The following is a 12,855-nucleotide window of genomic DNA, read 5'->3' as shown; positions in this document are numbered from 1 at the left end:
GCTACCTTTTTTCTATCGATTAAATAAAGAAAAATCTTCCCTTTCTTTATTTGTAAATAACTGTTCAAATAATTTGGCAAAGACCATTCCATATACAGTTCCATTACCTCCATACGGCAATGCGTAAAATAAATTATGTATCTTTTCGTCTTCTTTTAAAATGGGGAGACCATCATGAGTACCACCAAATGCGGCTGCCCAATAGTAGTCTGCCTGTATATTTTTATACTGCGGGAACATCTCTTTTACAATATTAATAAGGATATCACGCTTATGCAATAATTTCGTATCACCGATTGTTTGAATTTGCATCGCTTCATCTAATCCGCCTACAATAATGCGGTTTCGATACGTTCGAAAATATAAGTAAGGCCGTTCCGTTTCCCAAATTAACGATCGCTCATGCCAGCCTTCAAACTGATCTATTTCATTTGTTACAATTGCATAAGAAGTTTCTACTGTTGTATTTTTTTCTTTCTTTCCAAAAAGCGCTTCATAACCTGTCGCCATAATAATATTCTTTGCTACAATTTGATTTCCTGTTTTCGTGTAACAAATTAAATCATTTTGGCGTTTTTTTATATGTATTGCCTCTGTATGTTCATATATATTAGCTCCTATTTGGTTTGCTTTATGCAAAAAACTATGCGCTAATAAATACGGATTCACCTCAGCATCACCTTGCGTATATAACGCTGCTTGTTTTGCAAAAGAATAACGTTTCTTAATATCAGCTTCTGTAAAATATTCAACTGGAAATCCATAATTCTGTAACGTATTATATTCCTCTTGTAAAAATGAGACATCCTCACTTTTACTTGCATAATATAAACTATTTCGCGGAATAAAATGGGGATCAATATCAAGAGTCGGTATAACCTCTTCCATTGTTCTTAGCGCTTCATAACAAAGCTTATATGCTCGTACCCCTTTTTCTTTACCAAATGTATGGATAAGGGAGGTTAACGATTTATCATGAAGGAATTGTAGTAAACCTGTATTAGCAGCTGTGCTACCACACCCAATTGCTCTTTTTTCAATAAGCGTAACACTCATGCCAATTTTCGCTAACGAATGCGCTATATGAGCACCAGCTTCGCCGCTTCCGACTACGAGCACATCACATATCATATCATTTTCTAACAGTGGATAACAAGGTACAGAAACTCCTGTATTCCAAAACAACTTACCGTTCATAAGTTTCATAATTATACTCCTAAAATATAAGTTTCTCCTTTCTATGTTTTGTTATTTTCCATAAAAAAATCCAACTAACATAGGCTAGTTGGATTTTTTATTTTTAATTAGAACGCTCTTCAAGCCAATTTCCAATCGTCGGATATGTTTGTTTTACAGCTGTTCCACCGTAAACGATAGACATATGCCCTGTCGGTAAACATACATATTGTTTATCTGTGCTAGAAATATGGTCTAGTAATGCTTCTACTTGACATGGCAAAGCGATATGATCACGTTTCCCGGAAATATTTAAGACATTCGCCTTAATATTTGCAAGGTCTACCTTTTGTCCGCGAATAACGAGTTCACCCTTAACCAGTTTATTATTTTGATAAAAATCACGAATCCACTGTCTGTATGATTCACCTGGGAACGGAATACCATCACCAACCCACTTTTGAACCAATCTCCAGCTTTCGACGAAGCGCTCATTCTCAGAACGATCTACTAAAGCAACATATGGACCGACAAAGTTCGTAATTGGTTTTAACATTTTGTTTCCGAAATCAATCATTTCTGGCGGAATATTTCCAAATGTATCAACCGCTTTATCTAAATTGAAGTATTTCTCATCTAACAAAGGACCATACAATCCTGTTTCAGAGAAATCAAAAGGACTTGTCATGAAAATTAAATTACGAATTGGCATGTGCGGATGAAGTGCTGCATAAATAGAAGTTAGCGTTCCACCCATGCAATAACCAAGTAAAGAAATCTCGTCCGATTTTGCAGTTCGCATTACTTTTTTTACTGCTTTTGCAATATAATCAAACACGAAATCATCAAATTTCAAATGACTATCTTCTAAACCAAATGTGCCCCAATCAAGCATATACACATCAAAACCACGATCCACTAGATATTCCACTAAACTATTTCCAGGAGTTAAATCCATAATATATGGTTTATTAATAAGAGCATATATTAACAGAATTGGAACTCTTTGTGTTTTTTCTTGTTTTGGAATGTAGCGATAAAGCTTCGTCTTATTCTTCGTCCAAATAACCTCTTTCGGCGTTAATCCTACTTGCGGCTCTGGTTCACGTAATAAAATTTCACTCGCCCTTTTCACTCGGCGGTATGCTTTTCGGTACTCTTCTGGGTATAGCTCTAATTGCTTTTCCCATTCTGTTGCGAATGTAGTCATTTTTTTATCTCCTTTTTGGTCGATTTCCTTCTTAAAAAAAGAAGTGCATTCCTGCTATGGATATGCACTTTTTTCTTACTTCATTACATATATAATCCGCCGTTAATGTTTAATTGCTGACCTGTGATATACGCACCGTCACGGCATAGGTATACTACACCTTTTGCAATTTCATCAGCTTGACCAAAACGTTTTTTCGGGATTTTTGCAACGATTTTTTGACGTACTTCTTCTGGCACTTCTGCTACCATTTCAGTATCAATAAATCCTGGGCAAATTGCATTTACAGTGACATTTGTTTTTGCAAGTTCTAACGCTAATGATTTTGTAAATCCTAACATACCCGCTTTTGCTGCTGAGTAGTTTGTTTGGCCAAATCCACCTGCTTGACCAATAATAGAAGAAATGCTAATAATTCTTCCTTCTTCCGCTTCCGTTATGTATGGAAGAACCGCGCTTGTCGTATTAAATACGCTACTTAAATTCACGTCAATTACGCGCTCCCAATCTTCACGATTTAACTTTTTGAATGTACGATCTCTTGTAATACCAGCATTATTAACAAGAATATCAACTTTACCAAAATGATTCACAGCTTCTTCTACAAGTCGGTTTGCATCTTCTACTTTTGAAACATCCGCTTGCACTGCATAAACGTCATGTCCGTCTTTTCCTAGTTCATTTACTAAGTTTTCAGCTGCTTCTTTACTGCTATTATAGTTAATAACAACTTTAGCGCCCTCTTGTGCTAAAGCTACTGTAATTGCTTTTCCAATCCCTTTTGCTCCACCTGTTACGATTGCTACTTTGCCATTTAATTGAACCATTTCTTTTCCCCCTTAAATGAATTTGTGAACGATTGTTATGAATCATTTTGGTACTCATACTGTAGAGTCCCTATATAATTATGTTTCGCCGTTTACATGTGAAAAGAGATTCTCCCTCTCTCTTTTTCCTGTTATAAACAAACGCTTTTATCATTTTTTATTTTCCGGCTTATTCGCAGGCTTTATCTCTTCTTTTACAGGTACTTGTAGTTTAGCTAGTACTGCATTTTGCTTTTCTAGCAATTCTAAAATTTGATCTACTTTTGTTTCAAGCGTACGAATATCTTGTTTCACTTTTGTCACATCACGCTTTAATGTAGGAGCTTGTCCTAAAGAATCTACTTTCTCCTCTAGAAACTCCTCAATGTTATCTACTTTATTTTCTAAGTTAATAACAAGCGTAGCCACTCTTGCGATATCCTCTTTCGTCGGCACATTTACTTGTTCTAAATAGTTTTTTGTCGTATCATTTAATGCTTTTTGATAAAACAAATTCAAATCTAGAACGCTGCCCATCCAAGCAGAATATTCTTCTGTTTTAATTGTTTCATTGAGCGCTTTTCCCCAAAATGTTTCGGTTTGTTCATAAGCATTTTTCCATGCTTGTAGTGGATCGAATTTTTGATCAATCACTTTACCTACACTCCCTTTTTCTTTTTTGAAACAATTCAACCTATTCACTATTTTCTAATATTCTGAATAAAACTTCAAGTCTATATTTTATTTTTTCTATTTTCTAACAAATGTGTTGACTTTAAAAACAGATAGGTGTAAATTGCACTTATAAGCAAAAAATTCCATCTAACTGATTCATGAGGTGATGCACAATCATGCTACAAAATGAACCAGAACAACGCGAAAGTTTGGAGAACAACCAAGCGAAACAACCAAACTCCATGCCAAAAAACTTCTTAGTTCCCTTCTTACTTCTCTGTCTAAAAGACTGGAGTCTTCATGGTTACAAACTTATTCAAATGCTAATGGATATCGGCTTTTCTTCTGTTGACCAAGGTAATGTTTATAGAACACTACGCAAATTAGAAAAAGAAAACCTTATTTCTTCTACTTGGGATACAAGCGATGGAGGGCCGGCAAAAAGAATTTATTCTTTAACTGAATATGGAGAGCAATATTTAACAACATGTGCGACTTCTTTTGAACATTATCAAAATATGTTGCGGACGTTTTTCACGTTATACACCAATGCATTCTTTCCATTTTCTACTTCTCCAGAAAAGGATGAAAAGGATTCTTCATCTTCACCTGGTGGTACAGCAGAGTAATCTGCGTTCACAATATGCAAAAAAACATTTGGGGGTCAAACAATGGAAACTAAACCATACGAATTAGTCGATGCATTTTGGAAAAACTGGTCTCAATCACTTTCCCTTTTTTCTTCAGCTGGGAAACAATTAGAGCAACTTACTTTAGAAACATTAAAACAACAACAAGACGCTTTGCATAAATTAACATCAGGAGTAGATGAACTAGAAAAAGAACTACAACAAATCACTGCTCAGTTCAATAACCAATATACAGATTACGTGAAACAATTAACTGGTAACTCCTTAAATGATCAAATTAACGAGTGGCAAGACAAGTGGAAAGAACTTTCTGCTCATATGCATCAGCTTACTGTTTCTCCTACAAAAACATCTTTGTCAATTCTGACACAAACAAGCGGTCAATTTGAAGAAACAACAAAACAATTTATTGAGCAACAACAATTACAACGTGAAGAGGCTCAAAAACAGTTAGAGGGTTTTTTGGAAGAGTTCAAGTCAAAACAGTTGGAACTCGCAAAAAAGTTCGAGGAAAACTCAAAAAATCTATTTACTTCCATCAAGTAAGAAAAATGTGGGAGCTAACTGCAGCACAAACAAAACTCTTTCTTCCTCCTACTACATCAAGATGGCTAACATTTTTCGATATGGAAAAGAAGGAGGACAAAATGAATCCATTTCAAGAAGCACAAACTGTTCCGGAGCTTCGTTATGATGAGATTCAAGTCGGTGATCAAGCATCCCTTACAAAAACAATTACAGATGAAGATGTTATCAATTTTGCAAAATTGACTGGAGATGTGAATCCTATTCACATTTTAGATTCTTTTGCAAAAACGACAATGTTTAAAGAACGTATTGCTCACGGTATGCTCGTTTCGAGTTTTATTTCTACTATCCTTGGAACGAAACTCCCAGGCAAAAATACGATTTATTTATCCCAAAATGTTTCATTCCGTGCCCCTGTCAAAATCGGTGATACACTTCGTGTTGTGGCAGAGGTTATTAAGAAGCGTGACGATAAAAAAATCATTACGTTGCAAACAAACATATATAATCAATCAGATGATATTGTCGTGGAAGGAACAGCGACAATACTAAAAAAAGAGTAGCAAAGTTGCTACTCTTTTTTTCTATCCAAGAACTTCTAATCGCACCGATTACTTCCGCGTATGAGTATGTCATTTCCACATAAAATAACGTTACCAGTTTAGATAAGAACTTAGCTGAACTGGACTACTCATAAGGATGTGTATCAACATGGTAAAAACAAACAAATTATTAGTTCCAGGTGCAGAACAAGCGCTTGAACAATTTAAATATGAAATTGCACAAGAATTTGGTGTAAGCTTAGGTTCTAATACAGCATCTCGTTCTAACGGTTCAGTTGGCGGTGAAGTAACAAAACGTCTTGTTGCTTTAGCTCAACAACAATTACATGGATAATTATATAACATATGGCTTAGAGGCAGATATTATCTGCCTCTTTCTATTTTCAACATACATAATAGTGCTTTTTCACATACTAATCAAAGCAAAACGAAAGGAGCAATATGTGACATGAAACGGATTAATATTAGCATGAGCCCTCCCCGCGTTCTTACTTTATCTTTTATTGTATTATCAGTTGTCGGCACATGCTTATTAAAACTGCCAATTGCTACGACAACGTCCATTTCATGGCTCGATGCCTTATTTACAACCGTTTCCGCTTGTACTGTTACTGGGCTTGGTGTTGTGGATACTGGAAAAGTGTTTACTTTATTTGGACAATGTGTCATTTTAACGCTTATACAAGTTGGCGGGCTTGGCATTATGAGCTTTGCGGTCTTAATTGCTATTATGCTCGGAAGAAAAATCGGTCTTCAAAACCGTATTTTATTACAACAAGCATTAAATCAAACGAATATCGGCGGCGTTATCCGTCTTGCCAAAGCATTATTTTTATTCTCTTTTACAGTCGAATGTATCGCTACTTTAATTCTTTCTTTTGAATGGGTACCCAAATATGGGGTTGCCAAAGGGATCTATTATAGTTTTTTCCATTCAATCTCAGCCTTTAACAATGCTGGTTTTTCTGTGTGGAGCGATAATTTAATGTCCCATTCTCATAGCATTCTTGTCAATTTCGTCATTTCCTCTCTCATCATTTTAGGTGGAATTGGTTTTACAGTAATTGTAGACATAAAAAGAAAGAAAAACTTTAAAAACCTTACACTACATTCAAAGCTTATGCTCACTTCTACTCTAATCGTCAACATTATTGCTACCCTTTTTATTTTTATATTCGAGTTCCATAACTCCCTTTCTATGAGAGGTTTTACCCCATTTGAAGAAGGAATGGCCTCTTATTTTCAAGCAATTTCAACACGAACTGCCGGGTTTAATACTGTTGATATTTCTACATTGTCAAAACCTTCCCTTCTATTAATGATGCTCCTTATGTTTATTGGTGCTGGTAGTGCTTCAACGGGTGGTGGGATTAAGTTAACAACATTTTTAATCATATTTTTTGGCGTATTTAAATTTTTACAAGAACAAGAGGATATTGTCGTATTTAAAAAATCCATTAAAGATACTCTCATTGTCAAATCATTAACCATTACTATTATTTCCATTTCATTTATCTTTTTTGCTATTTTAATTTTGAGTATTACTGAGCGAGTTCCTCTATTAATGAGTGCTTTCGAAGTATTTTCAGCATTCGGGACTGTTGGCCTCAGTATGAACTTAACACCCCACTTAACTATAATCGGAAAAGCTATTATTATCTTTATGATGTTTTTTGGGAAAATGGGGCCTTTAACATTGGCTTTTTCATTTGCTCGTAAAAAGAACCGGAAAATAAAATATCCTAATGAAGATATTTTAACAGGTTGACAACCGTATCAATTATCCATATAATGAGAATACAATAACATATCTCCAAAGGGGAGTAGCGTCCAAGAATATTTCTTGGAAACAAAGTCGTCATTACGTAGAACTTAGTTCTTCCGGCTTTGTTGGCATTTTTATTACATATGTCTAGCAAGACCTTTGCCTATTAACGGCAGAGGTCTTTTTTGTATTCATTTCCAAATTCTTCCAAAGTTAATAGGCAGGAGTATGGGGAAACTAAATAGTGGGGAAATTCTTCACTTATTTAGAACTTATAGAGATGAGAGGAGAATGTACATGGATGTATCATTATTATTGGAGTATGGTTGGGTATTACTCATCCTAATTGCACTTGAAGGGATTTTAGCGGCTGATAACGCTCTTGTTCTTGCAATTATGGTAAAACATTTACCAGAAGAAAAACGAAAGAAAGCACTATTTTACGGATTAGCGGGGGCATTTGTTTTCCGATTTGGATCGTTATTTATGATTTCGTTCTTAGTCGATGTATGGCAAGTGCAAGCAATCGGTGCCATCTACCTTATGTTTATCGCTGGTAATCACTTATTTAAAACATATGTTAAAAAGAATACAGATGAAGAAACAGAAGAAAAAGAAGCAAAGAAAAAACAAGAGAACTTCTGGTGGACTGTATTTAAAGTTGAAGTTGCTGATATCGCCTTCGCAGTTGATTCAATTTTAGCTGCGGTTGCACTAGCAATGACTTTACCAAAAACAGGATTAGGTACAATTGGTAGTCTAGATACTGGGCAATTCGTTGTTATCTTTGTAGGTGGACTTATCGGATTAATCATTATGCGATTTGCAGCAACTGCATTCGTACAAATCTTAAAACGTAAACCAGGACTTGAAACTGCAGCATTCTTAATTGTAGGTTGGGTTGGTGTGAAGCTAGCAGTTTATACATTAGCACACCCTGCATTAAATGTAATTCCACATTCATTCCCAGAATCCACTCCGTGGAAGCTTACATTCTGGATTGTATTAGTCGGAATCGCAGTTGGTGGTTGGTTCTTCTCAAAAGAAGTAGAAGTAAAAGTAGAAAAGAATTTAGACGAAAAAGCGCTGTAATTACAGCGCTTTTTCTTTTTCCTTTCTTCCTCTCAATGTCCAGAAAAAATTCCATTATACTATCTTTTGTAAACGTTTTCTTAACGTATGTATGTCCTTTTTGTGAAACATTGCACAAACTTATTGAAAGTGAGAACAATTCCATGTACTTTATTCATATAAGGAGTATTTATAGAAGATTTACTAAAGGAGCGTATTACTCATGCTAGAACAAGGACTAGATTATGTTGTCAAACTGGCTAAAAGCAAAAAGAAAATGCTAGATACAAACCCAATGCAATATTTCATTCGTGCTGCACTTGCGGGTATTTATATCGGTTTTATTATTGTACTATGTTTTAAATTAGGTAACTTTTTTCACGTTGCAGATTCACCAGCAACTTATTTAGCTGCTTCTATGTTTTTCGGGATTGCTCTCGTACTTATTATATATGGCGGTGCTGAATTGTTTACTGGAAACACAATGTACTTTACTGTAGCAACTTTAAGAAAAGAAACAACGATTTCTGATACACTTCGTAACTGGGTTGCTTGTTATGCAGGTAACTTAGCCGGCGCGTTATTCTTTGCCTTACTATTTTACGCAACTGGAATTTTTGAAGCAATTGATCACGGTCACCTAATGAATAAAGTCGTTGAAGGAAAGATGAACACACCTACAATGCAGTTATTCTTTAAAGCCATTTTATGTAACTGGCTCGTATGTCTTGCTTGCTTCTTACCATCTCAGGTTAAAGGCGACACGGCAAAAATAATGGTCATGATGCTACTTGTTTTCACATTCTTCTTATCTGGTTACGAACATAGTATTGCAAACTTGTCACTCTTTGCTTTATCTTTAGTTTCACCACATCCTGAGACAATTTCTTTTTCAGGTGCTATTCATAACTTAATTCCTGTTACAATCGGTAACATTATTGGCGGATCAGTATTTGTCGGTATGGTATACCACTACTTAACAAAAAAAACACCTGAAGTTCAACAGGAAGAAACTGAAATCGCAGCAGCTCAACAAGAAGAGATTATTCCTTTACAAGCACATATGAAACATTAAAAACTCCAAAGTTTTACTTTGGAGTTTTTAGCTTCCCACGTATTTAACAACAAGGTGAGGATTAATTTCTCCTTCTTCCTTTCCCTTATCCATTCTCTGTTTCATCTTGTACATACCGATGACATCATTCGTATGAAGGTGAATTTCATTTACATATAACCCCTCTGTACAAAAAGCTTCTACAAAATCCAGTCCATTTTTTGCTCCCCACCCCATATTAAAATCAAGGGAAAGAATATTCACATCATAATCCCGAACCATTTGCAAAGCACATTCTACTGTAGTTGCGGGCACATACCCGAACGGGCAACTTCTTTGATCATCCATATATACGTTCATTTTCTATTCCCTCTCTAATTTGAATATGCGGCCAATACATAACATATTGCCCCAAGACTAATAAAAGGACCAAATGGAATTGGTTTTCGTACTTCTATACGTTTTAATACGATACCCACCCCAAAGAAACAAAGACTGAAACAAGATGCTAAAAATAAAATGATAAAAACGCCTTTCACTCCTACTATAAACCCAAGTAACGAAAGTAGTTTTATATCACCTCCGCCAAGCCCTTCTGGATATATCTTTTGCATGCAATATAACAAAATGAATATAACACCACTACCAACTATACTATCTGTCCAAGTAACTAATTGTACAAAAACACTTTCAAGAATGAGTAAAACGGCAAACGAAATTAAAATACAATCAGGAATTAACATATATAAGTAATCTGTAACTGAAATAATAAGAAGTAGCGAAAAAAGGGATAAAATGATAATAAGCTCTCGTTCTATTCCAATCATATACACGGTAAGAAGAAATATACTTCCTGTTATACATTCAAATACTACATACATAATTGGAATTTTCCTCTTACAATTCGTACAACAGCCTCTTTGTATATAAAATGAAATGATGGGGATTAGTTCTTTTGGCCTTAGCACATATTTACAATAATAACAATGTGAACGCGGGGTAATAATAGACGCACCTAATGGAACCCTCATCGCAACTAGCATAAAAAAAGAACCAAACACCATCCCTGCTAACAGTGCATATAAATAAGTGAACATCCCTTCCTCTCCTTTCCCAAAAAACATAGCAAAAAAAGGAGAGAACTTCTACTTCATATTATCCTTTATTCTACTAAAAAGCAGGCCATTTTCTGGCCTGCTTTCCCCTCTTTTATACGATGAAATATACTGCTTTTAATGGTCCATGTACTCCGACAACAAGATTCATCTCAATGTCAGCCGAGTTACTTGGCCCTGTAATAAAGTTAATACAAGATGCCGCTGTCTCCCCATTTTCTACGCGTAAGTTCATATCCTGAACTGCTTGTGTAATACGAGGCACAAGTGTTTCACGTGGAATAATAGCAAAATATACAGTCGGTAAAAAGTGTAAAGAACGTCCTTGCCCTTTATGACTTTGTACAACAATTGTACCAGATTCAGCTAATGTATAATCACTAAATGCAATACCAATATTCGCTTTTTCAGCTAAACGCATATTTTCGTCTTTTCTCTCTGGATCCCATACGTTTACTTCAACGTCTCGCTTTGGAAGTTCTTCTTTAAATAAAGATGTTAAACCATATGCATCAAAACGCTCATCTGCTGATAATAAAATAGGTCCACCGCCGTTTTCCATGATTACTTTTTGAAGGTCTTCACCTAATCGGTCATTTGTCGTTTCTACTACAGTTGTATGAATGTTTGTACATTGCTTTTTAAACACTTCTAGTAATTCTTCTTGTGAACAATCTTTTAACGTTTCTATATTCACATTACTTTTCCATACTGGTCGCTCTACACCTTCTGTTTTACGCGCGCGCCCAAGTTCTTTTGCAATGTTATCTAGAAAGGCATCACGGTTTTGAATTAATCCTGTCATTATTTATCCCCGCCTTTCTTATGATCTTTATACCAATCACGGAATCGCTCTTTACTTGGAGCTGGGAATTCCCGAATATCCGTCCAGTTTTTAAGTGGTCCAACACCTTTTGATACACGATTACCAGATGTAAATGGACTCATTGCCGCTGGTGCCATTTTTGACCCCATTTTATATAAAGCAGCTGAAGAAGCACCCATACTAAACATTTTCATCGCTAGTTTTTCTGCAAGTGGTGCACGACCTTCTTGCTCAACAATAACTTGACGATGTTTTAATAATAAATCATGCAATGGAATTTTTACTGGACAAGCTTCTGTACATGCTCCGCATAAACTAGATGCATAAGGAAGCTCTTTGTAATCATCATATCCACCTAGAAGCGGTGTTAATACCGCACCGATTGGTCCTGAGTAAATCGATCCATATGAATGTCCACCAACGTGACGATATACAGGACATACATTAACACAAGCAGCGCAACGAATACATTGTAATACTGAACGGAATTCAGATCCCAGAATTTGAGAGCGACCATTATCAACAACAACTAAATGGAATTCTTCAGGTCCATCAACTTCCTCTTCTTGAATTGGTCCTGCTACTGTTACATAACTTGTTAATTTTTGACCTACTGCACTACGACATAGTAAACCAACTAAAACATCTAATTCTTCCATTGTCGGAACCATACGTTCCATACCCATTACCGCAATTTGTGTTTTCGGAATTGACATAACAAGATCTGCATTACCTTCATTCGTTACTAAACAAAGAGAGCCAGTATTTGCAACAGCAAAATTACAACCAGTTACACCAATTTCTGCATCCATAAATTTCTCACGAAGTTGTTTACGAACAAACTTTGTCATTTCATACGGGTCATCAGAATTTTCATAGCCTAGCTTTTCTTTAAATACATCGCGAATTTGCGTTCTATTTTTATGAAGTGCAGGTGCAATAATATGTGAAGGTGGATCGTTATCTACTTGCAAGATATACTCTCCTAAGTCACTCTCTAACACTTCACAGCCAATCTCTTCAAGCGCATGATTCATACTGATTTCTTCTGTTACCATCGACTTTGATTTTACTACTTTTTTCGCTTGTTTCTTTTTGGCAACGTCTTGAATATACTTTGCTGCTTCCTCTTTCGTCTTCGCAAAGTACACGTGTCCGCCTCTTTTTGATACATTTTCACTTAACTGCATTAAATAATAATCAAGATTTTCTAACGTATGTTGACGAATTTGTTCACCTAGTTCTCGCCACTCTTCCCAGTTTCCTAATTCATCTGCGGCTTTTAAGCGATTCGTATATAAACGCGTTTGTGCAGAAGAAACTGCTCCGCGCATAAACGAATCTTGAATTCCATCACCAACGCGATCATTAAATTTTTTCTCACTGATTTTCATAGACATAGCTTATGTTCCCCCT

Annotated in this window: 15 protein-coding genes and 1 riboswitch; of the genes, 7 read left to right on the top strand and 8 right to left on the bottom strand. The window is 35.7% G+C overall.

Going from position 1 to position 12,855, the window contains the following annotated elements; genetic code table 11:
• Positions 1-12 precede the first annotated feature (12 nt).
• From MRP26_RS11210 to phaR, 4 genes are all read right to left on the bottom strand, one after another.
• Positions 13-1,206 (bottom strand): NAD(P)/FAD-dependent oxidoreductase, encoded by a 1,194-nt coding sequence (locus MRP26_RS11210; protein WP_000772526.1) that lies wholly within the window; start codon positions 1,204-1,206, stop codon positions 13-15.
• Positions 1,207-1,300: 94 nt separating this feature from the next.
• Positions 1,301-2,386 carry a class III poly(R)-hydroxyalkanoic acid synthase subunit PhaC gene (gene phaC / locus MRP26_RS11205; protein ID WP_000206336.1) on the bottom strand — a complete coding sequence of 362 codons (1,086 nt, stop codon included), beginning with the start codon at positions 2,384-2,386 and terminating at the stop codon, positions 1,301-1,303.
• 83 nt (positions 2,387-2,469) lie between these two features.
• Complete coding sequence (locus tag MRP26_RS11200) at positions 2,470-3,213, bottom strand: acetoacetyl-CoA reductase (protein ID WP_000250407.1); 744 nt, start codon at positions 3,211-3,213, stop codon at positions 2,470-2,472.
• A 150-nt stretch (positions 3,214-3,363) separates the two neighbouring features.
• The gene (gene phaR, locus MRP26_RS11195; RefSeq protein ID WP_000566941.1) at positions 3,364-3,846 is read right to left on the bottom strand and encodes a polyhydroxyalkanoic acid synthase subunit PhaR; all 483 of its coding nucleotides are present in this window, start codon (positions 3,844-3,846) and stop codon (positions 3,364-3,366) included.
• Positions 3,847-4,043: 197 nt separating this feature from the next.
• Between phaR and phaQ the strand changes: the two genes are divergently transcribed.
• From phaQ to MRP26_RS11160, 7 genes are all read left to right on the top strand, one after another.
• The gene (gene phaQ / locus MRP26_RS11190; protein ID WP_000939954.1) at positions 4,044-4,496 is read left to right on the top strand and encodes a poly-beta-hydroxybutyrate-responsive repressor; all 453 of its coding nucleotides are present in this window, start codon (positions 4,044-4,046) and stop codon (positions 4,494-4,496) included.
• 42 nt (positions 4,497-4,538) lie between these two features.
• Entirely contained in the window at positions 4,539-5,063 is a 525-nt protein-coding gene (gene phaP, locus MRP26_RS11185) for a polyhydroxyalkanoic acid inclusion protein PhaP (protein ID WP_098852284.1), read from the top strand.
• Positions 5,064-5,164: 101 nt separating this feature from the next.
• Entirely contained in the window at positions 5,165-5,608 is a 444-nt protein-coding gene (locus tag MRP26_RS11180) for a MaoC family dehydratase (RefSeq protein WP_001067916.1), read from the top strand.
• 148 nt (positions 5,609-5,756) lie between these two features.
• The gene (locus tag MRP26_RS11175) at positions 5,757-5,942 is read left to right on the top strand and encodes an alpha/beta-type small acid-soluble spore protein (protein WP_242806155.1); all 186 of its coding nucleotides are present in this window, start codon (positions 5,757-5,759) and stop codon (positions 5,940-5,942) included.
• A gap of 114 nt (positions 5,943-6,056) precedes the next feature.
• Entirely contained in the window at positions 6,057-7,376 is a 1,320-nt protein-coding gene (locus MRP26_RS11170; protein ID WP_000822356.1) for a TrkH family potassium uptake protein, read from the top strand.
• 38 nt (positions 7,377-7,414) lie between these two features.
• Positions 7,415-7,580: riboswitch (yybP-ykoY riboswitch) on the top strand.
• A gap of 90 nt (positions 7,581-7,670) precedes the next feature.
• Positions 7,671-8,465: a TerC family protein gene (locus MRP26_RS11165; protein ID WP_000383326.1), complete on the top strand. Its 795-nt coding sequence runs from the start codon at positions 7,671-7,673 to the stop codon at positions 8,463-8,465.
• Between the two features lie 202 nt (positions 8,466-8,667).
• The gene (locus tag MRP26_RS11160; protein WP_098852282.1) at positions 8,668-9,519 is read left to right on the top strand and encodes a formate/nitrite transporter family protein; all 852 of its coding nucleotides are present in this window, start codon (positions 8,668-8,670) and stop codon (positions 9,517-9,519) included.
• A gap of 27 nt (positions 9,520-9,546) precedes the next feature.
• Here MRP26_RS11160 and MRP26_RS11155 read toward each other — a convergent pair whose 3' ends face one another.
• From MRP26_RS11155 to MRP26_RS11140, 4 genes are all read right to left on the bottom strand, one after another.
• Positions 9,547-9,858: a cyclic-phosphate processing receiver domain-containing protein gene (locus tag MRP26_RS11155; RefSeq protein ID WP_242806154.1), complete on the bottom strand. Its 312-nt coding sequence runs from the start codon at positions 9,856-9,858 to the stop codon at positions 9,547-9,549.
• Positions 9,859-9,872: 14 nt separating this feature from the next.
• Positions 9,873-10,595, bottom strand: coding sequence for a prepilin peptidase (locus MRP26_RS11150; RefSeq protein WP_242806153.1), 723 nt, complete (start codon positions 10,593-10,595; stop codon positions 9,873-9,875).
• A gap of 112 nt (positions 10,596-10,707) precedes the next feature.
• Positions 10,708-11,418, bottom strand: coding sequence for a LutC/YkgG family protein (locus MRP26_RS11145; RefSeq protein WP_000147182.1), 711 nt, complete (start codon positions 11,416-11,418; stop codon positions 10,708-10,710).
• On the bottom strand, positions 11,418-12,839 hold the full coding sequence (locus tag MRP26_RS11140) for a LutB/LldF family L-lactate oxidation iron-sulfur protein (protein ID WP_000061930.1): 1,422 nt from the start codon (positions 12,837-12,839) through the stop codon (positions 11,418-11,420). Before MRP26_RS11140 ends, MRP26_RS11145 begins: the two co-directional genes overlap by 1 nt.
• Between the last annotated feature and the right edge of the window lie 16 nt (positions 12,840-12,855).

This window comes from Bacillus sp. CCB-MMP212 (assembly GCF_022748145.1).
Lineage (GTDB): Bacteria > Bacillota > Bacilli > Bacillales > Bacillaceae_G > Bacillus_A > Bacillus_A cereus.
The sequence above is the reverse complement of the archived record's forward strand: the minus strand, read 5'-3'. Positions and strand labels throughout refer to the sequence as shown.